This is a genomic window from Ruegeria sp. BB5 (assembly GCF_056539405.1).
The window spans coordinates 17,720-40,990 of sequence record NZ_JBQFUX010000005.1 but is presented as its reverse complement, the minus strand read 5'-3'; the positions used below and the strand labels follow the sequence as shown (position 1 = coordinate 40,990).

The following is a 23,271-nucleotide window of genomic DNA, read 5'->3' as shown; positions in this document are numbered from 1 at the left end:
GCCCAATTTCCAAGGGTTAAGTCAGCCTGGCAGCGTGCCGGTCAGCACATAGCGCAGAACCTCAACCACTTGCGAGGGTTGTTCGGCCACGGCTAGGGCTGCGGCGTCCACCTCTTTCAGCGCATGCTGATGATCGGGGCCGTGTAGGACGATCAGCGACTTGCCCAGCGCTGCCGCATAACCTGCATCAAAGGCAGCGTTCCACTGTTTGTATTTCTCACCAAACCGGACGACCACCACATCTGCATCCGCGATCCCTTTGCGCGTCCGGATCGCGTTGACCATCGCGCCCTTGTGGTCGTGCCAGTATTTGTTCGGCTCTTCGCCCAAAATAGCCACACCGCAATCGTCGCTGGCGTCGTGATCGGTGACGGGGCTGTTGAAGGTGATGTCCAATCCCTGTGCGCCGTCGATAATTTGCTCACGCCAATCGGTGTGAATTTCCCCTGATAGGTATACGTTCAAGCCCATGTCGACCTCCGGTATTGATTTGGAACCTACTTAAGGCGCATTTGCGGGAAGCCCAATCAAGAAAATCCAGAAACACTTATCCCAAACACGCCCTAATTCCCGTAGGTGAAACGAAAAACGCGCCCGGAAGCGCGTTTTTTTGAAGTCTTATGGCAGGGCCCCTATCCGCGCAACACACCGCCCGTCGCCTTGGAGACCTTGGCGATGATCTTCTCGGCCACCGCTTCGATGTCTTTTTCCTTCAGCGTCGCGTCGGTTGGCTGCAGGCGCACGGTGATTGCCAGCGATTTTTTACCCTCGCCCAGACTGCCACCGATGAATTCATCAAAGACACGCACATCCTCGATCAGCACCTTGTCGGCACCGGCTGCGGCATTCACCAGCGTCAGCGCCTCGACCCCTTCGTCAACAACAAAGGCAAAGTCGCGTTCAACCGCTTGCAGGTCACGCAATTCCAGCGCAGCACGGGTGGCGCCGGATTTACGGGGCAGAGGCACCTCGTCCGGCCAGATCGTAAAGGCCATCGCCGGGCCTTTGATATCCAGCGCTTGCAACACACGAGGGTGCAACTCGCCGAAGACGCCCAGCACCTTTTTCGGGCCCAGACAGATTTTGCCGTGACGCCCCGGATGCCACCAAGCATCGCCGTCACGCAGGATCTGCACCTTGGCGGGTGCGCCAATGGCGGCCAGCACTGCCTCGGCATCCGCTTTGGCGTCGAACACGTCGACCGGGCGCGATGCGCCATGCACGTCCTTGGGACCATTACGACCAACCAGCAGACCGGTGATCTGCGTTTTTTGATCTCCCGGTTCGCCATCATGGAACACCGGACCGACCTCGAACAACGCCACATCCGCGTAGCCACGTGCCTGATTGCGGGCGGCGGCCTGCAGCAGACTGGGCAGCAGATCGGGGCGCATGTGGCTCATCTCGGTCGAGATCGGGTTTTCCAGCTGCGTCGCTTCGTCCCCGCCACCAAACAAGGCCGCCGAGGCCTGATCGATGAAAGTGTAGGAAACACACTCATTGTACCCCAGCGCTGCGCAGGTGCGGCGCGCCATCGATTGACGGCGTTGTGTCGGGGTCATCACCGGTTTCGGGATGCCATCGGTGATACGCGGCAGCGGTTTGCCCTGCAGCTTGGTCAGGGATGCAATCCGCGCGACCTCTTCCACCAGATCGGCCTCACCCATGATATCTGGGCGCCAGCTGGGAACATGCGCCATCTCGCCCTCAAGGCGGAAACCCAGACGAGTCAGGGTCTGGCGTTGTTCGCTTTCGGGGATTTCCATTCCGACCAGAGATTGCACCCGCTCGGCATCCAGTTTAAAGGCGCGCGAATGATCCGGCGCTTTGCCCGCTTCCACGACCTTGGACACTTCGCCACCGCAGATATCCAAAATCATCTGCGTTGCCTGCTCCAACCCTTCCAGCGTGTATTCCGGGTCTACCCCACGTTCGAACCGATAGCGCGCATCCGAATTGATTTTCAAAGCCCGCCCCGTCAGGGCGATCTGAACGTGATCCCAGAACGCGCTTTCCAGGAAGACATTCACTGTTTCTTCGGTACAGCCGGTTTCCTCACCGCCCATGATACCGGCAATGGACTCCGGGCCTTTGTCGTCGGAAATCACCATCATGCCAGGCTGCAGAGTGTATTCTTTCTCGTCCAGCGCAACCAGCTTCTCACCACCCTTGGCGCGATGTACCCGCAGATTGCCATGCACCTTGTCCGCATCGAAGACGTGCAGCGGGCGATTGTGGTCAAAGGTCATATAGTTGGTGATGTCCACCAAAGCTGAAATCGGACGCAGACCGATGGCCTTCAACTGATCCTGCAGCCATTGCGGGCTGGGTCCGTTCTTAACGCCCTTGATCAGACGTCCGGTGAAATGGGGCGCGCCGTCCAGCGTATCCTCATCAATCGTCACCTTGATTGGGCTTTCGAAATCACCCGGCACCGGAGTGTAGTCACGCTGTTTCAACTTACCAATGCCACGCGCGGCCAGATCGCGGGCAATCCCTTCGACGCCCAGCGCATCGGGGCGGTTCGGGGTGATCGCGATCTCGATCATCGGATCAACCTTCGACGGCTCATTCTCAGCCAGCCAGTCGATGATTTTGTCACCGACCTTGCCCGAAGGCAGCTCGATGATGCCGTCATGCTCATCCGACAGCTCCAACTCACGCTCGGATGCCATCATGCCAAAGCTTTCGACGCCGCGGATCTTGCCGACACTGATGGTCAGGTCCAGACCGGGGATATACATGCCCGGTTTGCAAACCACGACGGTGATCCCTTCACGCGCGTTGGGGGCACCGCAGATGATCTGCAATTCACCCTCATCGGTGTCCACCTTACAGACGCGCAGCTTGTCGGCGTCGGGGTGTTTCTCGGCGTGTTTCACATAGCCCAGCGTAAAGTCCTTCAGCCGGTCCGCCGGGTTCACGATCTCTTCGACCTCAAGGCCCAGATCAGTCAGCGCCTCAGCAATCTCATCCACCGAAGCGTTGGTGTCGAGGTGGTCTTTCAACCAGGAAAGAGTGAATTTCATCGGTCGGTTTCCGCCAGTAAATCTCGGGTCAGACCGCGTTTACCGGATAATGCGCAGAGGGGAAAGAGGGCGCGTAGAACCGCCGCGCCTACTCCGCGGTCACTGTGTTGGCAACGCTGTCCGATCCAGCAAACACCGCCAAAATCCGCGCGATCCCGTCGCCGGTATTCTCACCGGCATGGGGCGACCGGAACGCCTCAACCAGCGCATCACCTTCCTTATAGGTCCGGCTACCCGCATCGCCGTAATCAACGGTGATCTCACCTTCGAGGATATAGGCCGCCAGCGGAGCGTCATGACGGTGCAGGCCGGTTTTCTGCCCGGGCTGCATGGTGACGATGGCCATGGTGATCTGCGGGGTGCCGTCGGGATACTCCAGCGCCTCACCAATGACCGAAGTTTCGGTCTGCAGCAGCACGTCAACCGGCGGATAGATGTCACGCGCAAAGGCGGGTGCGGCGGCAAGGATCAGGGCGAAGGGCAAAAGCAGTTTCATGCGGCAAGGAATCCCGTGTCAGATCGTTTCGCCTAACTGGAAGGGGGACGCACGGCGATGTCAAACAGTTCAGGGATAGCTCGGGGTGCGGCCCAACAATTCATCCAACTGCCGCCCGATCCAGCCATGGGGGATGAAATGCCCGCCGGGATGCGTGTCCAGCACCACCTGCCCCTGCGCGCAATCGGTCCACTCCATCCGGCTGAGCGTCAGTATCGGCACCACGCTCCACTCGCCGCGCGGGGTGGCGGTGCTGCAACCGTACATCTCGCGCCACAGCGCCACCGGATAGGTGGTGTCGCCATCCGCGCCATAGGGGAAATCCATCACCGTATCGCTAAGGCCATGCACATGACGCACCTCGCGCGGGGCCTGCGGGCACTCCTCAGTCTGGCGGATGCTGCCCGCAACGGCCAGCAGCGCCGCCGTGTCATTGCCCGACTGGCAGGCATAGCGCCACGCCATCGCGCCGCCAAAGGAATAGCCCGAGACATAGATGCGGTCCGGGTCAATTGGATAACGCTTGGCCACATCCTCAAGCACACGATCAGCAAAAGGCACGTCGCCGGTGTTCGCGGTCCAGAAATCCCAGCTTTTGCCCAGCCCGTTCGGTGCCACCAGCAAGACGCCACGCAGCTTTGTGGCTCCGGCGATCCGTTCGTGGTTTACCACCACGGTCCCCTGCCGGGCCCAGCCGTGGAAATGCAACAGCACCGGCAGAGGCGTTTCACCATCCCACCCATCCGGTTCCAGAACATGGTACGAGCGGTCACCGACCTGACAGGCGGTATCGCCATGACAGGTTTCAATAGCGGAGGCTTGGGTGGCGGTCAGCAGGAAGAGGCAAAGCAGTCGGTAAATCATCCGTCGAACCCTAGCGAGCCTGCGCCCGCTGTCACGTCACAACCCCGTGGGCGCATGTAACAAGCCGCGTTGTCGCCAGACCGCGGGATGGCGATCCTCGGTTTGTGGTGGGCGATTTATACTTACCAAGTCCGTGTATCGTTCAATCGGAGTGCTTGCGTAAACAAATCGCCAGCCCGTGCGGGCGGTCTGGCGATGGCGCGGCGGCCTATCGGCCTTTGCTCCGCGCTACAAATGTAAGTCAAGTATTTCTCTCTACCTTGAGCGCATCTAGACTATAAGCTCTCACCCGAATTTCGTTCACTAGCTTTTCTAGTGCCTCATCAATTTTTACGACAGCGCGACGGATAATAACCTTACACCGGTCACTTAGATCTCTCTTGTCTATTATCCCGTCAACGCCCGCTTCTTCGAGAATGCTATTAAGCTCTTCCGAAATTTCTATGAGAACTTTTGAAGTTGACTGATAGCACTCAAACACAAACGGTACTATTTCGGCATGCATTAGAATAGTTGCAGCGTTTATTTGCACCAGCAATTCGCGACGAACTTTGACGGCTTTTGACATCTGGTCATTTGCGACGGTGATATCTTGAAACTTAATGTCAACAAGCGCCTGCTTCACTTCGGTAAACTGCTTAACTAACCCTTCGTAGGCTTTGCGCTGTTCCAGCCCGATTTGCAGTTTTCGATCTTCATCTTTTTGCCATGGGTAAGCTTTAAACGCGATTATCAACGCTGTGGCAGACGCCAACAGAGTTGGACCCCAGTCAGAAAATGATCCTAGCCAATGAAAATCACGGCAGACATTCTCGCATGCCGTGATCACTTCTACTTGGCTCAACGCGACAAACCACCATGCAGGTTTGGCATATCCAGCGCCGCAAACCCGTAGTGGCGCAGCCAGCGCAAGTCGGAATCAAAGAACGCCCGCAAATCCGGAATACCGTATTTCAGCATCGCCAGACGGTCGATGCCGATGCCAAAGGCAAAGCCCTGATAGACCTCGGGGTCGATGCCACCGGCGGCGATCACCTTGGGGTGGACCATGCCCGAGCCCAGGATCTCCATCCAGTCGTCGCCCTCTCCGATCTTCAGCTGGCCGTTATCCCAAGAACAGCGGATATCGACCTCGGCCGACGGTTCGGTGAAGGGGAAGTGCGAGGCGCGGAAGCGCAGTTCGACATCGTCGACCTCAAAGAACGCCTTAACGAACTCTTCCAGAACCCATTTCAGGTTCGCCATCGAGATGTCCTTGTCGATGGCCAGCCCCTCGACCTGATGGAACATCGGCGTGTGGGTCTGGTCATAGTCGGCGCGATACACGCCGCCCGGACAGATGACGCGGATCGGCGCGCCCTGCTTCTCCATCGAGCGGATCTGCACCGGAGAGGTATGGGTGCGCAGCACGTGCGGCGGGCGATTATCGCCCTCGGCGCGGTGCATATAGAACGTGTCCATCTCGGCCCGCGCGGGGTGGTGGCCGGGGATGTTCAGGGCGTCAAAGTTGTACCAGTCGTCTTCGATCCGTGGCCCTTCGGCCACCGAAAAGCCCAGTTCGGCAAAGATCGCGGTCAGTTCCTCGGTCGCTTGGCTGATCGGATGGATCGAGCCCTGACGGCGCGCGCGGGTCGGCAGGGTGACGTCCAGCCATTCGGTGCGCAGACGCTCATCCAGTGCGGCATCGGCCAGCGCGGATTTCTTGGCGGACAGGGCCGAGTTGATTTCGTCCTTCAGGGCGTTCAGCGCCGGGCCTGCGACCTGCCGCTCCTCGGGCGTCATTTTACCCAGCTCGCGCATCTTCAGCGCGACCTCGCCCTTTTTGCCCACGGCGGCGACGCGGATCGCCTCAAGCGCGTTTTCGTCGCCTGCCTCAGCGATCTGCCCCAGATATTTTGCCTTAAGATCGTCCATCACGCTTTCCGAACTGGCCCCTGAATTTGGTCCAGAACCTGCTATCGGCCAATCCCGGTGAATGCAAGCCGCACCGCGCGGATCAATAGCTGTATTCCGGGAACACCCGCGTCAGATCGCCATTCCAGTCGCCATTGTAGTGATCCAGCAACTCATCCGCCGGAACCTTGCCGGTTTCGATGCTGTCCTTCAGCGCGTTGAGGAAATGCGTCTCATCCGGGACCAGACCGCCTGCACCGGGGAAGGCGCGGGATTTCAGGCCCGCCTCAGAGATCGCAACCACCTCGCGCGCCAGATCGTGCATGTTGATGTTGCCCACCTGCGCCTGCAGCCCGTCCTTTGCGGCCTCGACACGCAATGCCTCGCGGGTTTCCGCGTCCCAGCTTTTGACCAGATCCCAGGCCGCATCCAACGCGCCCTGATCGTAGGTCAGGCCAACCCAGAACGCAGGCAGCGCACACAGGCGTCGCCAGGGACCCCCATCAGCGCCGCGCATCTCCATGAACTTCTTGATCCGCGCCTCGGGGAAGGCCGTGGTTAAGTGATCGGCCCAATCCGACAGGGTCGGCGTCTCGCCCGGCAGCGCGGGCAGTTTGCCCTGCAGGAAGTCGCGGAAGGACTGTCCCAACGCGTCGATATACTGACCGTCGCGATAGACGAAATACATCGGCACATCCAACGCGTATTGGACCCAGCGTTCGAACCCGAACCCGTCCTCGAACACAAAGGGCAGCATCCCGGTACGCGCATCGTCGAGATGCTGCCAGATATAGCTGCGCCAGCTTTTCTGGCCGTTGGGTTTGCCATCGAAGAACGGAGAGTTGGCGAACAGCGCCGTTGCCACCGGTTGCAAGGCCAGCGCGACCCGCAGTTTCTGCACCATGTCGGCCTCGGACCCAAAGTCGATATTGACCTGAACCGTACAGGTCCGGCGCATCATCGACCGACCCATGGTGCCGACTTTCTCCATGTAGTCATTCATCAGCTTGTAGCGGCCCTTGGGCATCAGGGGCATATCGTCATGCGACCACGTTGGCGCGGCACCAAGACCGATGAAGCCGACGCCGATCTTGTCAGCAATATCCTTCACGTCGCGCAGATGCGCGTTCACCTCGTCACAGGTCTCATGGATGGTTTCCAAAGGCGCACCCGACAGTTCCAACTGTCCACCGGGTTCGAGCGAGACATTGGCGCCGTCTTTTTGCAGGCCGATCAGCTTGCCGTTTTCTTCCAGCGGCTCCCAATCGTGCAGGTCGCGCAGACCTTTCAGAACGGCCAGAATCGAGCGCTCGCCCTCATAGGGCAGCGGCTTCAGCGTGTCTTTGCAATAGCCGAACTTTTCATGCTCGGTCCCGATGCGCCAATCCTGTTTGGGCTTGCAGCCCGATTCCAGATATTCGGCCAGTTGCTCATGGCGTTCGATCGGTCCGCCGCCGGACTGGGGGATGGACATGAACCGTTCTCCGATCCTGATGTGTCTGTCGTTTGGTCTTTCGTGGTCGGAAACCGCGCCAGTGTCAATGCAGCCTGAGATGCGCCGGACGCGAGGGTGTACGTTCCCAGATCACCACCTGATGTGCCGTGCCACTGTTCAGTTCCGCCAGCATTTGTTCGGTTTTCAGCCCCGGCAGCGCCGAGAAGACATCAAACAGTGCCTCGGCCCCTTCGGCATTCACAGGAATGTGAAGCACCGGCTGACCCGGTTGTTCCAGCACCCAATGCGCAGGCGACGACGTCGGGTCCAGCGCCAGACGCTCAATTTCACGCGCGGCGACCATGCCGCCGTCCAAAGGGCCCAGATAGGTGATCTGGCCTTCGTCAATGGTTACTACGCCCGGTCCACCGGCCCCGGTGCGGAAGCGGGCACGCTGAATGCCGATGACCGCAAGCGCGACTGAGACCAGAACCAGCACCCAGCCGAGCCATCCCAGCAACCCACCGGGGCCGCTGATCCAGCTGAGCCCCACCAGCAGGACAGCCCCCGCCACCAGCACTTCGCGCCAGCGCCACAGGGTCAGTTTGGCTTCGGGTCGGATGAAACTCATGCCGTGTCCTCGGGGTTTGTGAACAGGATCAGTGAATACTGCCCCGCCGGTTGAAATCCGATTCCGATATAGGCACGCGCGGCGGAATCGGAAGCCGCGAACAGAACTGCACGGGTCACTCCGGCTCGGCACGCCTCAAGCAGATGCAGCGCAACCGCTAAGCGGGCGTAGCCATGGCCGCGCAGGTTGGGCGGTGTATAGACGCCGCCGATTTGTACAATCTCGGGCAGGCGGGCGTTGAATCCGGTCATGGCAACCGGCTGTCCGTCGATCAGCAGAACCCGGTGAGAATCGCGGGCTGTATACGCCAGATAATCCTCGCCCGCCTGTTTCTGCGCGCGTTCTGGATCGAAATCCATTGCCTCGATCAGGTAACGTTCACGCCACCCTTCAGTGACCGCCTTGTCGACTTCACCCAAGGGCACAAGCTCAGCGTCCTCGGCATCGGGCAGCACAAGCTGTTTCAAATCCAGCGAGAAACCCGGCTCATCACTGTTCAGCGTCGCGGGGCGACCTTCCCACCCGGCTAGCCGCATGATCTTTCGGACCTGTCCCGCTTCGGCGGCCAGACCGAACAGCTTGCGGCCGCGGATCAGAGCAATCGCATCCGCAAGCTCTGGATCGGAACAGTCGGGACATTGCGGCAGGACCATGCCTTCGTTGGTGATGCCAAACACAGCCCGCGGTTCGTCGCCCAAAACCCACATGTTCATGGCGCGCGGGTGAGACCCACACAAACCATGATCCCGCAGATTGGCCAACGGGAACATCGAGGTCTGAATATGCTGCGAAAGAAATGCGTCGATCTTTGGCGCATCAGCGGCTTGCGCTAATTGCCATGTCACGACCAATCCCCCAGCGCCTGCTGCCACATGGTCAGCGCCGCTACGGCCGCCGTATCGGCGCGCAGGATACGAGGGCCCAGACTGACCACATGGGCAAAGGGCAGGCCAACAAGACGCACGCGTTCACGATCCGAAAAACCGCCCTCGGGGCCAATCAGTATGGCCCAGGGCTGCCCCTTCTCCTGTGCCGCCAAGCGCAGAGCCGACCCAACTTCGGCCTCGTTACAAAACATCAGCTGACGGCCATCGGGCCATGCATCCAGAACACGGTCAAGCCGTTGTAGATCGGCGACCCCGGGCACGAAGGTGCCTCCGCATTGCTCGGCGGCCTCAACCGCGTGGGCTTGCAGGCGGTCCTGTCGGATACGTTCGGAATTGGTGAACTCGGTCTGCACGGGCAGGATCCGAGCTGCACCCATTTCCGCCGCCTTTTCAACGATGAAATCAGTGCGCGCCTTTTTGATCGGCGCGAACAGGAACCACAGATCGGGCGGCATTTGCAGCGGCTTGGTCTGTTCCACACAGGTCAGAACGCCACCGCGCTTTCCCGCTTCGGCAACCTCGGCCAACCACTCTCCGTCCCGGCCATTGAACAGGGCCACGTGGCCGCCCACAGCCAGGCGCATGACACCGAACAGGTAATGGCCCTGCTCGCGCGTCAAATCAACGGATTGCCCCTGACCCAGAGGGTGCTCTACATACAGTCTGATCTTTGCACTCATGAGGCCTTACATATGCAAGGCAACGCCCCAACACCAGACGGCCAGGTCGCCGATGCCGTATCCGGCAACTGGGTCGACACCCACGCGCCTGAATTCACCCGCCCCTATCTGCGCCTCAGCCGTGCGGACCGGCCCATCGGTACGTGGTTGCTGCTGATTCCGTGCTGGTGGGGTCTGGCGCTGGCGATCCTTAGCGACGGCAATCCCAGGTGGGAGGATCTGTGGATCGCTATCGGCTGCGCCCTTGGCGCATTCCTGATGCGCGGAGCAGGCTGTACGTGGAACGACATCACCGATCGCGAATTTGACGGGCAGGTGGAGCGCACACGCTCGCGCCCGATTCCATCCGGTCAGGTCAGTGTGCGGCAGGCGGTGATCTGGATGGGCCTACAATGCCTGCTGGCGCTGGGGATTCTGCTAACCTTCAACCAGGCCGCCATCGCCATGGGTGTGCTGTCCTTGCTGCCAGTGACGATCTATCCCTTTGCCAAACGGTTCACATGGTGGCCGCAAGTGTTTCTGGGGCTTGCCTTCAACTGGGGCATCCTGTTGGCCTGGGCCGCGCATACGGGCACGGTCAGTGCGCCTGCAATCATATTGTACTTGGCAGGTATCGCCTGGACGCTGTTCTATGACACGATCTATGCCCATCAGGACGCAGAAGATGATGAGCTGATTGGCATCAAATCCACCGCCCGGCTGTTTGGCACCGATACAGGGCGCTGGCTGAAGTACTTTCTGGTGGCGACGGTTTTCCTGATGGGTCTGGCCATCATCGACGGAGCGCTGGCACAAGCCTCAATCATGTCGTTGGCCGTGGCCTTGGCCGGGCCATGGGCGATGGGCTGGCACATGGCTTGGCAATTGCGCGGGCTGGATCTTGAGGATAACGCGAAGCTGCTGCAATTGTTCCGCGCCAATCGGGACACCGGCCTTATTCCGCTGATCTTCCTCTGCGTCGCACTGTTGCTCTGATTGCACCTTGGCGCGGGGCTAGGTAAGAGTTCGCACATTCGCCTGAGGAGTCGTTAACCCGCACATGCGTTTGCCCTATATCTTTGCCGTAGCCTTTATCTTCCTCGTGTCGGCTGGCCTTTGCCTGTTGGCGGCCAGCTTTGCGGTGACCAAGGTCGAAGAGTCCTCTGAATTTGCCGTGCGCCGTGCGCTGGACCTGAAGGGGCACGATTGGGCCGAGGTGTATTCCGACGGGTTGCGCGTTGTGCTAACGGGCACTGCCACGGATGAGGCCACCCGCTTTAACGCCCTGACCGCAGCCGGGACCGAGGTCGATACCTCGCGTGTGATCGACGAGATGAATGTGGCGCCGACCTCGCAACTGGCCGCCCCCCGGTTTTCCGCTGAGATTTTGCGCAACGACAGCGGGATTTCTGTGATCGGCCTGATCCCAACCAGTCAGGACCGCGAGGCACTGATGGAGCGGCTGCGTGATCTGAGCGATGGCAGCCAAGTGTCAGACCTGATGGAAACCGCCGATTACCCCAAGCCAAAAGGCTGGGACGCCGCGATCACCTATGCCGTCGAGTCGCTGACCAGCCTACCCCGCGCCAAGATCTCGGCCAGCCCGGGTCTGGTCAAGATCACCGCAATTGCCGACAGCCAGCAGGAAAAGGAACGGCTGGAACAAAGCCTTACCCGTGCCGCGCCGCCCAGCCTGCGGATCGGCCTGGCGATCTCGGCCCCGCGCCCAGTGATCACGCCTTTTACGTTGCGGTTTTTGATCGACGAAAATGGCGGCCAGTTCGACGCCTGTTCGGCGCAAGACGAAAAAGCCCGCGATGCCATCATTGCCGCAGCGAAAGAGGCCGGTCTGAGCGCCACCTACTCCTGCACCATCGGATTGGGCGTACCCTCGCCACGTTGGTCTGACGCCGCCACGCTGAGCATTCAGGCGCTGGCGGATCTGGGTAGCGGATCGGTTACGATGTCGGATGCGGATATCACGCTGGCAGCGGCGCAGGGCACCGATGCCGGGACCTTTGATCGCGTGGTGGGCGAGCTTGAAAATGCGCTGCCTCCGGTCTTTGCCCTGCACGCGATCCTACCGCCCCCGGAAACCGATGCCGTTTCCGGCCCCCCCGAATTCACCGCCACACGCAGCCCCGAGGGGTTGGTGCAGATACGCGGACGGCTGGGCGACGAAACCCAGCGCGACATGGTCGACAGCTATGCCCGCGCTGCCTTTGGGTCGGAACAGGTCCACACCGCAACCCGCATTGCGCCCGAAGGGTTGCCGACGGGCTGGCCCGTGCGCATTCTGACCGGGCTTGAGGCGCTGGCCCAACTGCATAACGGTGCTTTGACGGTGACGCCGGGTGATCTTGAGTTGTCCGGTGTCAGCCATGACCCGGACACAAAGGCGCAGATCGCGGGTCTGTTGTCCGAGAAGCTGGGCGACGCACAGGAATTCACCCTGTCGATCACCCATCAAGAACCCCCCGAACCCGCCGACAAACTGCCTGATCCCGAAGTTTGCGAGGAACGCATCGCCGAGGTTCAGGCGGGCACCAAGATCGCCTTTGAACCTGGCTCGGCCACTGTTGCCACCGACTCGCGCGATACGGTGAACCAGATTGCTGACATCTTGCGCGAATGCGGCCCCATCAGGCTTGAGATTCAGGGCCACACCGACAGTCAGGGCCGGGAAGAGATGAACCAACAGCTTAGCCAATCGAGGGCGCAATCGATCCTGAACGAGCTGCGCGCGCGCCGGGTGCCCACCGCCAGTTTCACTGCCATGGGATACGGGGAAACGCAGCCCATTGCCGATAACGACACCGAAGAAGGCCGCGAAGAAAACCGCCGAATCGAGTTCCGCCTGATCCGGCCCGAACCGATTGAGAACCCGGAAACCGGGCTGGACGCGATCGAGGCGGAAATGATCGAGGGTGAACAGACGGACAATACCGCCTCAGACGCGGATGCAGGGGACCAGTAAGTTGAACAGAATCGAATTCATCATCGCCACCGCCATTATCCTGTTCTCGGCCTTTTGCATGGGCTGGTTCGCCAACTGGCTGGCCCATCGCCTGTCACGCGTGCGCCAAAGCGACGTGGCCGATCTGGACCGCATGAGCCAAGAGCTGCACGAGGCCGAAGAAACCCGCGATCAGGCGATCACCTACCTGCAACAGCGCGAGGCCGAACTGACCAATCAACTGACCCAGGCCGAGGCTGAACTTGCCGCCGCCATGGACGGTCTGCGCGCCGCCCGACAAGAGGCCGAAGAACTGCGTGGACGTATCAACAACGCAGATTGAGGAACCGGATTTTTCGCTCTGATTCCGGTTACATTGCTGTAGGGTCGTCCCAAACGTGAGGGCGATCCATGTCAAATCAAACAGTCAAATTCGAACAGTTCAGAGACCTGCACTTTGGGTCCAAGGCTTTTGTCATGCCCAACCCCTGGGACGCGGGCTCGGCCCGGTTGCTGTCCAATTTGGGCTTTGAAGCCTTAGCAACAACCAGTGCCGGCTATGCGTTCACAAAAGGCAAACGCGACTCTTTTGCTGACCTAAGCAGGGATGAGTTGCTGGACAATGCCTCAGACATCGTCAAAGCGGTTCCGCTGCCCGTTTCTGCTGACCTTGAGGCGGGCTTTGGGCATAAGCCTGAGGCCTGCGCCCAGACCATTCGCATGGCGGCGGAAATCGGTCTGGTTGGCGGATCGATCGAAGACGCGACAGGCAATACAGATGCCCCGATCTATGATCTGCACCAATCGGTTGACCGCATTCAGGCTGCTGCAGAAGTCGCGACAGGCTTGCCTTTCCTGTTGACCGCAAGGGCAGAGAATTACCTTTGGGGCCGCGCGGACCTGGGTGACACGATCAAACGCTTGCAGCTGTTTTCCGAAGCAGGCGCTGCCGTGTTGTACGCCCCCGGTCTGCCGGATTTGGACGCAATCAGAACCGTGTGCCGCGAAGTCGACAAACCGGTGAATGTGGTGATGGGACTCAGCGGACCTGTCTATTCCGTATCCGAACTTTCCGACGCAGGCGTTCGACGGATCAGCGTCGGCGGGTCATTTGCGCGCGCTGCGTTTGGCGCATTGAAGCGGGCGGCTGACGAAGTGAAATTGAAAGGCACCTTCAGCTATTCGGCGGATGCGATCCCCGGCGAAGAACTTAACAGGCTTTTGAGTTGAGATTGGACGGTCACATTCTGTGCACGGCTGGCAATGTCACCAGCGGGTCAGCGCGTCTTCGTCCTCGTCTTTGGCATCAACCCATTGCGCGCCGGAATTGGTGATTTCCTTCTTCCAGAAGGGCGCGCGGGACTTCAGGTAATCCATCAGGTACTCCGCCGCCTCAAACGCATCCTTACGGTGCCGCGCGGCCGTGGCGACCATCATGATCCGGTCCCCCGGTGCCAGCCGTCCGTGACGGTGGATCACCAGCACATCGCCTAAAGACCAGCGCTGCTGCGCTTCTTCGGCAATCTTGGTCAAGGCCCGTTCGGTCATGCCGGGGTAATGCTCGATCTCCATCACATCCAAATCGCCCGAGGCCAGATCGCGCACAACACCGGTGAAGGTCACAATCGCCCCGTTGGAGTCGTCACCAGCGGCAAAGGCATTGGCCTCAGCCCCCAGATCGAACTCTTCTTCCTGAACCGCGATGCGCATCTTAGCCGCCTGTCATGGGTGGGAAAAACGCCACCTCGCGCACGCCAGCCAGCGAGGCGTCAAAGTCCGACAACTCCTGATCCAGCGCCACCCGCAGCGCGGACAGGTCGGCAAAAGCCGCGGCATAGCGGTCCTCGCGCGCGCTGAGTTCGGCAACCAGATCGGAAACCGTTGCGGCGTCGGTCTCGACCCGCTCTTTCGGCAGACCGATTCGTTCGCGGACCCAGGCGAAATACAGCACGTCCATCGCTTAGCTCTCCTTCAGATGGGGCATGGCTTTACGTAGGTAGTCATAGCCGGTGATCAATGTCAGCGTCGCGGCAATCCACAACAGCCACAGCCCAACGCGACCCGACCAGAACATGCCTTCCAGATGCCAGCGCAGGTGGTTCACATCCTCGATCTGCCCGGTCAGAGCCTGATCAATCAATTCCGGGTTCATCCCGAAAGAGCCCATCACGAAATTATGCTCAAAGATACCCTGCGAAAACAGCACCGCAATCGCCACCATCTGTGCCGTGGTTTTCCATTTCGCCAGCTTCGTCACCTTCAGCGTTCCGGCCGTGTCGCCCAGATATTCGCGCAGGCCTGACACGAACACTTCGCGGAACAAGATCACGGTGGCGGGCAGCACCAGCCACGGCGTCCAATGTTCGGCTGAATAGCCCACAAGGATCATCAGCGCGATCACCACCATCGCCTTGTCGGCAATCGGGTCCAACATGGCCCCGATCTTGGTTTCTTGTTTCCACGCGCGGGCCAGATAGCCGTCGAACCAGTCGGTGATCGCCGCTGTTAAAAACAGGATCAGCGCGAACCAGTCCGCATAGGGTCGGGTAAAATACAGAAACATCACGGCCAGACCGGGGGCTGCAATAAGGCGTAGCACGGTCAGGATATTGGGCAGGTTCCACTTCATGGTTTGGACATTACATCGCTGGTTGCAGACATAAAAGACGGCACCGCAAAAAACGGACCCGATCACAGGCAGTTGCGGCACGGTTGGTCAAAGGGTCGCAAGCTGGAACTCTCAGCTAGATACCCCCTTGGCGCGCGATCCCTTTACGGTCAGATTGGCGCGGTTTCTAAGTGGCCGAGCAATGACAACACATATTCAAACCGATCCCCGATCAAATCTGATCGGCAGCGCCTGGATGATCTCGGCCATGGCGCTGTTCGCGTTAGAGGACGCGCTGCTCAAGGGGGCCTCGGCCACGTTACCCATATGGCAGATTCTGTTGTTGTTCGGCGCGGGCGGAACAGTGGTCTTTGCGATTGTCGCGATCGTGCGCGGAACACGATTGTTTCACCCCGATGTGCTGTCGCGACCGATGAAAGTGCGCGTGCTATTCGAAATCTTCGGGCGGCTGTTCTATGTGCTGGCGATCACACTGACTCCTCTGTCGGCGGCCACGGTAATCTTGCAGGCCACGCCTCTGGTCGTGGTGGCAGGTGCGGCGCTGTTCTTTGGCGAAACGGTCGGCTGGCGACGGTGGAGCGCCATCCTGATCGGCCTGATCGGCGTGGTGGTGATCATCCAACCAACCGGAGACAGTTTCACGGCCCTATCCATTCTGGCCGTGCTGGGGATGCTGGGTTTTGCCGGGCGCGATCTGGCCAGCCGGGCAGCACCGGCCACACTGGGAACCGAGGTGCTGGGGTTTTACGGCTTTCTCTGCATCATCGTCGCGGGGCTGGCCTATCGGTTCTGGGAAGGCGCACCAATGGCACCTGTGGACCTGCACACCAGCCTGCATGTCGGCGGAGCCGTCCTGATGGGAACCGCCGCCTACGCATCGCTGATGAAAGCCATGCGGACGGGCGAGGTTTCGGCCGTCACGCCGTTCCGCTATTCCCGCCTGCTGTTCGGTGTCGGCCTGGGCGTAGTTATGTTTGGCGAAAGGCTGGATCAGACCATGTGGATCGGTAGCGGGCTGATCGTGGCCTCGGGGCTTTATATCCTGTGGCGCGGACGGCAGGTCTAGCCCTTGTCGTGGAAGAAGTCATAAACCTTCTGCGCCAACCCGGCTGAGATACCGTCCACCGCCTTGAGATCGGCCAAGTTGGCCCGGCTGACCGCCTTGGCACTGCCGAAATGGGCCAGCAAAGCGCGTTTGCGCGCCGCGCCCACGCCGGGGATTTCGTCCAACGGGGTCGCCCCCACGGCTTTGGCGCGCTTTGCCCGGTGGGTGCCAATGGCGAACCTGTGTGCCTCGTCCCGCAAGCGCTGAATGAAGTAAAGCACCGGATCGTTGCGTTTCAGGGCAAAGGGGCGTTGGCCGATGCGATGGAATTCTTCCTTGCCGTGATCCCGATCGACACCTTTGGCGACACCCACCATCGGGATATCCTCGACGCCGTGGGTTTGCATAATCTCATGCACAGCACTGACTTGCCCCGCACCGCCGTCGATCAGCAACAAATCGGGCCACAGCCCCTTTTCGCGATCCGGGTCCTCTTTTTGCAGGCGGGTGAAGCGGCGATTCAGAACCTCTTTCATCATGCCAAAATCGTCACCGGGGGTCAGATCATCGCCGCGAATATTGAACTTGCGATAGGCGTTTTTCATGAACCCTTCGGGGCCGGCCACAATCATGCCGCCCACAGCATTGGTTCCCTGTATGTGGCTGTTGTCGTAAACCTCGATACGGTCGGGTGGAGTGTCCAGATCGAACGCCTCGGCCACACCACGCAATAGCTTGGCCTGTGTGGCGCTTTCCGACATTCGCCGCGCCAGCGATTCACGTGCGTTGCGCAGGGCACCGGCGACCAGTTCCTGCTTTTCGCCGCGCTGAGGCACCAGAATCTCTACCTTGCGCCCGGCCTTCTCGGTCAGCGCCTCTTGCATCAGATCGGCGTTTTCGATGGCATCCGACAGGATCATTTGCCGGGGCGGTTCCTTGTTGTCGTAGAACTGACCAAGGAACGCCTCCATCACCTCGGCCGAGGACACGTCCGGCCCTACACGAGGATAGAAATCCTTGTTGCCCCAGTTCTGGTTGGCCCGGATGAAAAACACCTGAACGCAGGCTTGACCGCTGTCCATATAAAGGCCGATCACATCCGCCTCGGCCACACCGCGTGGGTTGATGCCTTGAGACGTCTGCACCTGCGTCAGCGCCCGGATGCGGTCGCGCAGGCTGGCGGCACGCTCGAACTCCATCGCCTCGGAGGCGGCCATCATCTGCTCGGCCAATTCCTCTTGCACCTTGGTCGACCGGCCCGACAGGAAGCGTTCCGCATCCTTTACGCTTTCGCGGTAATCCTCCTCGGAGATTAACCCGACACAAGGCCCTGAACATCGCTTGATCTGATACAACAGGCAGGGCCTTGTGCGGCTATCGAACATGGAATCCGAACAATTGCGCAGCAGGAATGCCTTTTGCAGCTGGTTCAGTGTCCGGTTCACCGCCCCTGCATTTGCAAAGGGTCCGAAATAGGCGCCCTTTTCTTTCTTTGCCCCACGATGTTTCTTGATCTGCGGAAAGGAGTGGTCTTTGGCCACCAGAATATTCGGGAAACTTTTGTCGTCCCGCAGCAGCACGTTGTACTTGGGCTTGAGCTGCTTGATCAGGTTCTGTTCCAGCAGCAGTGCCTCGGTTTCGGTCCGCGTGGTCAGGAACATCATCGAGGCGGTTGCCGCGATCATCCGTTCGATCCGTCCAGAATGGCCGGGGCGCGCATAATTCGACACCCGCGCCTTCAGGTTTCGCGCCTTTCCGACATACAAAACCCGGCTGTCACCATCCAGCATCCGATACACACCGGGTGAGCTGTCCAGCGTTTTTACATAGCGCTGAATGATGGCATAGCCGGTGGGCTGAGCGTTCGATGTTGGGTCGTCTTGGATGGTCATGGGCCTGAGATATGATTCTCTGACCATGGCTGCAATCTTGTGCCTTTCAGATCAAGAGAAAACAAATCCACGGTTTCTGTGGATAACTGTGGAGATAAGTTTCCGGGCATCGCGAATTTCCCTTGTTTCATTAAGGATTCCTTGATCTGCACAAAAATTAGGCAGCATTTTAACTTGTTGTTTTTAAATGAAACTATTTCCTACACATGACAAGTGTATGAAAAAAAAGACATTTTTGTAACGTGCAGGTAACAGGAACGCGAGCGGTGCAAAACTTACGGCAGAATTACTTATTCTACGCCCAGAACATCCGGTGTCTGCCAGCCCAGATGTTGCCCGCCATCCACGCATAACAGCTGTCCAGTCACCGCATGCGCGTCCAAAAAATAGCCCAGCGCGGCGGTGATATCCGACGGGTTCGCGCCCCGCTCGAGAACTGTGTTGGCGCGCTGTGCCTTGAAGTGGTCTTCGCTCTGGCGATGGCCCTGCATGGTGGGGCCCGGCCCGATGGCGTTGACGCGGATCGCAGGGGTCAGCGCCTGCGCGGCGGTACGGGTCAGTGCCCACAGGCCCATCTTGGCAATGGTGTAGGACATGAACTCGGGGGTCAGCTTGCGCACGCGCATGTCGACCATGTTGATGATCAGCCCGGTGGCAACGGGTTCACCGGCGTCGTCCATGTCGGGCGTCAGGCCCTGATCAGACATCGCCTGCGTCAACACAAAAGGCGCGCGCAGGTTGCTGTCCATGTGACGGTCCCAGCTTTGTCGCGTGGCCGTGTGGATATTGTCGTATTCAAAGATAGAGGCATTGTTGACCAGACAGGTGATCGGTCCGCCCAGCGCCTTAGCCGCGCGGGGCAGCAGGGCGCTGACTTGTGCCTCATCCAGCAGATCGGCCTGCAAGGCGACCGCCTTGCGCCCCAGCGTCTGAACCTCAGCCACGGTCTCCAGCGCGGGTTGTTCAGAGGTGGCATAGTGTACAGCTACATCATAGCCGCGACTCGCCAGATACAGCGCCATGGCCCGGCCAAGGCGAATTCCGGCACCGGTCACTAAGACTCGGGTCATGAATGATCCCTCTTCGTCACGTTACGCCAACAAAACGATGACATAGACCGCGTAGAGCAGAGTCAACACAATGCCCCAGACGCGCGTGATGTCCCGCTTGAAAAACACGAACGGGATCAGCAACAGCGACGCGCCCAACATGACCCACAAGTCAAATTCAAGGAATTCCGGATCTACAGGAATAGGGCCAACCAACGTGGCAATCCCGACAATGGCCAGCAGGTTGAACATGTTTGACCCGATCACATTACCCAGCGCCACATCCGCCTGACGCCGCAGCGCCGCCATCACCGTGGTGGCCAATTCCGGCAGGGATGTTCCCACGGCAACCAGTGTGAGGCCGATCACCGTTTCGCTGACCCCATAGGTGCGCGCAATGACGGTCGCGTTGTCGACAAGAAGATGCGCGCCCATGGGCAGACCGATCAGGCCCAACACCAGGTAGACCGAAACCTTCCAATAGGCCATGTTGGGATCAGCCTCTTCCAGACCTTCCAACTCATCATCGTCGGCACAAGCCTCACCACAGGCCTTGCGATGCGCATAGGCCTCGCGGAACGCATTCCACAGAACAAGAGCCAGCGCAGCCAGCAGAATGGCCCCGCTGAACATGTTGAACACGCCACAGAATGCCAGCCCGATGAACAGAACCGAAGCGAGCAGCATGAAAACATAGTTCTTGCGACTGTCGCATTCGCTGGTGTGCAACGTGGCCAGCAAAGCAGGCAGGCCCAGAACCAGCAAGATATTCGCCGTGTTCGACCCGACCACGTTGCCCAGCGCAATCCCCGGCGCGTTCTCCTTGATCGCGCTGATCGCAATCAAAAGCTCGGGCGCTGATGTGCCAAAGGCTACGATGGTCAGGCTAACGATCAATGCAGGCACGCCCATGCGCAGGCTCAGGTTTACCGCACCGCGTACCAGCGCATCACCCGCCAGCAACAAGATCAGCAATCCAAGGCCGGATAACAGCCATGCCGTCATGTCCGGCCTCCTTTTTCGCAGGCGCAGGGGCCTTTGCCGATCCTGAACCGCCCGCAACGCGGACACCTTGACGATTGCAGCCTCTTTTGCCCCGGAAAGCGCAGCTTTCCGAACATCGCCAGCACACCCATGGCGATCAGAAACAGGGTGACAATCTTGATAATCACGTCACAAACCGAAACGCGCGTAGGCTGCACGCTCCTCAAGGCCGGCAACGGCATCCTGTGCCAGCGAAGCCCCAAAGCGCGACCAGAGAGGTTTGCGCAGCCGATAGCGGCGGAACTTGACCTTTTCGCCAAAGCGTTCCTGCAACTTGGGCTTCAGATGCGCGATGCCATCAATCAGCCCCAGTTCCTGCGCGCGCCGGGCCAGCCAGACCTCGCCTGTGAACAGGTCCTGACTTTCATCCAGCTTGCCGCCGCGCCGGGTTTTGACATGGGTGATGAAATTTTCGTGAATGTCAGCCAACAGCACTTCCAGCCGAGCGACGTCTTCTTTTTTCTCGGGTGCAAACGGGTCCAGCATAGACTTCGATTTGCCGGCAGTATGCACGCGGCGCTCGATACCCTGTTTTCGCAAAAGGACATGCGCGCCGAAACCCGAAGAGATCACCCCAATCGACCCCAGAACCGAACTGTCATCGGCGTAAATCTCATCCGCAGCCGCCGCCAGCCAATATCCGCCCGAGGCTGCCACGTCTTCGACAAAAGCAATGACAGGAACGTTCAATTCCTCAGATAACCGTCGAATACGCGCGCCGATCAGAGAGCTTTGGACCGGCGATCCACCGGGCGAGTTGACCTCAAGCGCGACGGCGGCAGGTTTGCCCTTGCGAAAGGCTTTCTCAAGTACGGGTGCCAGCGCAGTGTCGGACATCGATCCACGACCGGCCATTCCGATTGCACCGGACAGGCGCACAACGGCCACGCAGGGTTGCTTTTTAATAAACGGCAGGCTGAGTTTCATGGGTGCCGATGTAGAGTGCCCCCAACCGGTAAACAAGGGACCGATTTACCGATAGACGTGACGTGAACACATTTCCTGAAGCCAGAGGGCAAAAATGCAACGCCTCTCTGTGGCTTAGCTACGAATGCGCCAACCGGTTTTAAAGATCCACCAGATGATGCCAAGGCACAGGCCGGTAAAGGCCAGAATGGCCAACAGGCTAAGCCCGATCGGAACATCCGCCAGCCCATAAAACGACCAGCGAAACCCCGAAATCAGATAGACCACCGGGTTGAACAAGGTGACCGTCTGCCAAAGCGGCGGCAGCATCGAAATGGAATAGAACGTGCCACCCAGAAAGATCAGCGGCGTCACGACAAGCTGCGGCACCAGCGACATCTGCTCGAAATTACTGGCCCAGATACCGATGATGAACCCCAACAGGGAAAAGCTGAGGCAGGTCAGGATCAGAAATGCAGCCATCGCAACCGGGTGTTCGATGCGCAAATCCACAAAGAAAGAGGCCGTAACCAGGATGACCAACCCAACGAAAAGTGCCTTGGTCGCGGCTGCCCCGACATAGCCGATCACAATCTCGATAAAATTCACCGGCGCCGAGAGAAGTTCATATATCGTGCCCAGAAACTTGGGGAAATAGATGCCGAAAGACGCATTGGATATCGCCAGCATCACCACCGACAGCATGATCAGCCCCGGCACGATGAAGGCACCGTAGGACACGCCTTCGATTTCTTGAATACGGCTGCCGATGGCGGTGCCAAAGACCACGAAATACAGCGAGGTTGATAGGACCGGCGACAGAAAGCTCTGTGCCAGGGTGCGGAAGAACCGGGCCATTTCGAACCGGTAGATGGCGGCAATGGCAGACCAGTTCATGCGGGCTCTCCGGACACCAGATTGACAAAGATTTCCTCAAGGCTCGACTGCCGCGTCTGCACATCACGCAACACCAGCCCCGCCTGCGCCACATCATTCAACAACGTGGTGATCCCGGTACGATCAGCATGCGTGTCATAGGTATAGATCAGCGCATCACCGTTACCATTCATCGTCAGGTTATGCACCGCCAGACTGTCGGGAATGGTCTGGATCGGCTCAGTCAGCATCACCTCGATCTGCTTCTTGCCCATCTGCGCCATCAGCGTGTGTTTGTCCTGCACAAGTAACAGCTCGCCTTTGTCGATGACGCCGATACGGTCAGCAATGGCCTCGGCCTCTTCGATGTAATGCGTGGTCAGGATGATGGTGACGCCGGCCTGTTTCAGTTCGGCCACGATCTCCCACATATCCTTGCGCAGTTCGACATCAACGCCGGCGGTGGGTTCATCCAGAAACAGCACCCGCGGCTCATGCGACAGTGCCTTGGCGATCAGCACGCGACGCTTCATACCGCCGGACAGTTCTTTGATCGCGTTCTTGCGTTTGTCCCACAGGGACAGCTTGCGCAAAATTTCTTCGATCCGCGCATCATTGCGGCCTAACCCGAACAGACCACGCGACAGGCGGACCGTGTTCCAGACCTTCTCGAACGGCTCCAACGCGATCTCTTGCGGCACCAACCCGATCATCCGGCGTGCGGCACGAAAATCGGTCAGGATATCGTGGCCGCCTACCGCAACCGAACCCGAGGTCGGTGTGGTGATGCCGCAAATGGTCGAAATCAGCGTCGTCTTACCCGCCCCGTTCGGGCCCAGCAGCGCCAGGATCTCCCCCTGCTCAATATCCAGCGAGACGCCCTTCAGCGCCTCAAACCCTCCGGCGTAGGATTTGCGCAGATCCTTGATCGAAAGAATGGTTGTCATGCAGGTTCCTCGTTCTGGCGGCGACCCTACCTC

24 protein-coding genes are annotated in these 23,271 nt (G+C 59.4%); 5 read left to right on the top strand and 19 right to left on the bottom strand.

Features of this window, described 5'->3' with window-relative positions; all coding sequences use genetic code 11:
• Positions 1-21: 21 nt before the first annotated feature.
• From ACR0DL_RS13040 to ACR0DL_RS12995, 10 genes are all read right to left on the bottom strand, one after another.
• Complete coding sequence (locus ACR0DL_RS13040; RefSeq protein ID WP_170397082.1) at positions 22-471, bottom strand: YtoQ family protein; 450 nt, start codon at positions 469-471, stop codon at positions 22-24.
• A 161-nt stretch (positions 472-632) separates the two neighbouring features.
• Positions 633-3,029 carry a phenylalanine--tRNA ligase subunit beta gene (gene pheT / locus ACR0DL_RS13035; RefSeq protein ID WP_480689548.1) on the bottom strand — a complete coding sequence of 799 codons (2,397 nt, stop codon included), beginning with the start codon at positions 3,027-3,029 and terminating at the stop codon, positions 633-635.
• Positions 3,030-3,117: 88 nt separating this feature from the next.
• Positions 3,118-3,525: a cupin domain-containing protein gene (locus ACR0DL_RS13030; protein ID WP_170412585.1), complete on the bottom strand. Its 408-nt coding sequence runs from the start codon at positions 3,523-3,525 to the stop codon at positions 3,118-3,120.
• Positions 3,526-3,594: 69 nt separating this feature from the next.
• A complete protein-coding gene (locus ACR0DL_RS13025; protein ID WP_480689546.1) occupies positions 3,595-4,389 on the bottom strand; it encodes a CE1 family esterase in 795 nt (264 codons plus the stop codon).
• Between the two features lie 241 nt (positions 4,390-4,630).
• Positions 4,631-5,233: a hypothetical protein gene (locus ACR0DL_RS13020; protein WP_480689544.1), complete on the bottom strand. Its 603-nt coding sequence runs from the start codon at positions 5,231-5,233 to the stop codon at positions 4,631-4,633.
• Positions 5,230-6,303: a phenylalanine--tRNA ligase subunit alpha gene (gene pheS / locus ACR0DL_RS13015; RefSeq protein WP_170327268.1), complete on the bottom strand. Its 1,074-nt coding sequence runs from the start codon at positions 6,301-6,303 to the stop codon at positions 5,230-5,232. The genes ACR0DL_RS13020 and pheS overlap by 4 nt, the downstream gene beginning before the upstream one ends.
• A gap of 82 nt (positions 6,304-6,385) precedes the next feature.
• Positions 6,386-7,756 carry a glutamate--cysteine ligase gene (locus ACR0DL_RS13010; protein ID WP_170361273.1) on the bottom strand — a complete coding sequence of 457 codons (1,371 nt, stop codon included), beginning with the start codon at positions 7,754-7,756 and terminating at the stop codon, positions 6,386-6,388.
• 64 nt (positions 7,757-7,820) lie between these two features.
• Positions 7,821-8,348 carry a hypothetical protein gene (locus ACR0DL_RS13005; protein WP_170350731.1) on the bottom strand — a complete coding sequence of 176 codons (528 nt, stop codon included), beginning with the start codon at positions 8,346-8,348 and terminating at the stop codon, positions 7,821-7,823.
• Complete coding sequence (locus ACR0DL_RS13000) at positions 8,345-9,193, bottom strand: GNAT family N-acetyltransferase (protein WP_480689542.1); 849 nt, start codon at positions 9,191-9,193, stop codon at positions 8,345-8,347. The genes ACR0DL_RS13005 and ACR0DL_RS13000 overlap by 4 nt, the downstream gene beginning before the upstream one ends.
• Positions 9,190-9,915, bottom strand: a complete 726-nt coding sequence (locus tag ACR0DL_RS12995; protein WP_480638676.1) for a 16S rRNA (uracil(1498)-N(3))-methyltransferase — start codon at positions 9,913-9,915, stop codon at positions 9,190-9,192. Before ACR0DL_RS12995 ends, ACR0DL_RS13000 begins: the two co-directional genes overlap by 4 nt.
• Positions 9,916-9,927: 12 nt before the next feature.
• Here ACR0DL_RS12995 and ubiA point away from each other — a divergent pair, with 12 nt between their 5' ends.
• From ubiA to ACR0DL_RS12975, 4 genes are all read left to right on the top strand, one after another.
• The gene (gene ubiA / locus ACR0DL_RS12990) at positions 9,928-10,890 is read left to right on the top strand and encodes a 4-hydroxybenzoate octaprenyltransferase (protein WP_170397064.1); all 963 of its coding nucleotides are present in this window, start codon (positions 9,928-9,930) and stop codon (positions 10,888-10,890) included.
• 64 nt (positions 10,891-10,954) lie between these two features.
• Positions 10,955-12,871: an OmpA family protein gene (locus ACR0DL_RS12985; RefSeq protein WP_480689540.1), complete on the top strand. Its 1,917-nt coding sequence runs from the start codon at positions 10,955-10,957 to the stop codon at positions 12,869-12,871.
• Between the two features lies 1 nt (position 12,872).
• The gene (locus ACR0DL_RS12980) at positions 12,873-13,193 is read left to right on the top strand and encodes a hypothetical protein (protein ID WP_058281823.1); all 321 of its coding nucleotides are present in this window, start codon (positions 12,873-12,875) and stop codon (positions 13,191-13,193) included.
• Between the two features lie 68 nt (positions 13,194-13,261).
• The gene (locus tag ACR0DL_RS12975) at positions 13,262-14,080 is read left to right on the top strand and encodes an isocitrate lyase/PEP mutase family protein (RefSeq protein WP_480689538.1); all 819 of its coding nucleotides are present in this window, start codon (positions 13,262-13,264) and stop codon (positions 14,078-14,080) included.
• Positions 14,081-14,116: 36 nt separating this feature from the next.
• Here the strand turns inward: ACR0DL_RS12975 and ACR0DL_RS12970 are convergent, their stop codons facing one another.
• Genes ACR0DL_RS12970 through pgsA form a run of 3 tightly spaced genes read right to left on the bottom strand, consistent with a single transcriptional unit; the run spans position 14,117 to position 15,479 of the window.
• The gene (locus tag ACR0DL_RS12970) at positions 14,117-14,560 is read right to left on the bottom strand and encodes a molybdenum cofactor biosynthesis protein MoaE (RefSeq protein ID WP_170551770.1); all 444 of its coding nucleotides are present in this window, start codon (positions 14,558-14,560) and stop codon (positions 14,117-14,119) included.
• Between the two features lies 1 nt (position 14,561).
• The gene (gene moaD, locus ACR0DL_RS12965; RefSeq protein WP_170516686.1) at positions 14,562-14,807 is read right to left on the bottom strand and encodes a molybdopterin converting factor subunit 1; all 246 of its coding nucleotides are present in this window, start codon (positions 14,805-14,807) and stop codon (positions 14,562-14,564) included.
• Positions 14,808-14,810: 3 nt separating this feature from the next.
• Positions 14,811-15,479 (bottom strand): CDP-diacylglycerol--glycerol-3-phosphate 3-phosphatidyltransferase, encoded by a 669-nt coding sequence (gene pgsA / locus ACR0DL_RS12960; RefSeq protein ID WP_170350739.1) that lies wholly within the window; start codon positions 15,477-15,479, stop codon positions 14,811-14,813.
• A 181-nt stretch (positions 15,480-15,660) separates the two neighbouring features.
• Here pgsA and ACR0DL_RS12955 point away from each other — a divergent pair, with 181 nt between their 5' ends.
• Positions 15,661-16,545, top strand: a complete 885-nt coding sequence (locus ACR0DL_RS12955) for a DMT family transporter (RefSeq protein ID WP_170412566.1) — start codon at positions 15,661-15,663, stop codon at positions 16,543-16,545.
• On the opposite strand, the gene uvrC is transcribed toward ACR0DL_RS12955, so the two are convergent.
• The 6 genes from uvrC to ACR0DL_RS12925 all read right to left on the bottom strand — a co-directional run bounded on the left by uvrC (position 16,542) and on the right by ACR0DL_RS12925 (position 23,238).
• The gene (gene uvrC / locus ACR0DL_RS12950; protein ID WP_480689536.1) at positions 16,542-18,416 is read right to left on the bottom strand and encodes an excinuclease ABC subunit UvrC; all 1,875 of its coding nucleotides are present in this window, start codon (positions 18,414-18,416) and stop codon (positions 16,542-16,544) included. The two genes, ACR0DL_RS12955 and uvrC, sit on opposite strands and share 4 nt — an antisense overlap.
• A 290-nt stretch (positions 18,417-18,706) precedes the next feature.
• Entirely contained in the window at positions 18,707-19,486 is a 780-nt protein-coding gene (locus ACR0DL_RS12945) for an SDR family oxidoreductase (RefSeq protein WP_170377864.1), read from the bottom strand.
• A gap of 21 nt (positions 19,487-19,507) precedes the next feature.
• Positions 19,508-20,470: a calcium/sodium antiporter gene (locus ACR0DL_RS12940; protein ID WP_480689534.1), complete on the bottom strand. Its 963-nt coding sequence runs from the start codon at positions 20,468-20,470 to the stop codon at positions 19,508-19,510.
• A gap of 168 nt (positions 20,471-20,638) precedes the next feature.
• Positions 20,639-21,436 carry a S49 family peptidase gene (locus ACR0DL_RS12935; protein ID WP_480689532.1) on the bottom strand — a complete coding sequence of 266 codons (798 nt, stop codon included), beginning with the start codon at positions 21,434-21,436 and terminating at the stop codon, positions 20,639-20,641.
• Positions 21,437-21,550: 114 nt separating this feature from the next.
• Complete coding sequence (locus tag ACR0DL_RS12930) at positions 21,551-22,312, bottom strand: ABC transporter permease (RefSeq protein ID WP_170350744.1); 762 nt, start codon at positions 22,310-22,312, stop codon at positions 21,551-21,553.
• Positions 22,309-23,238, bottom strand: a complete 930-nt coding sequence (locus tag ACR0DL_RS12925) for an ABC transporter ATP-binding protein (protein WP_170350745.1) — start codon at positions 23,236-23,238, stop codon at positions 22,309-22,311. Before ACR0DL_RS12925 ends, ACR0DL_RS12930 begins: the two co-directional genes overlap by 4 nt.
• Positions 23,239-23,271: the final 33 nt, after the last annotated feature.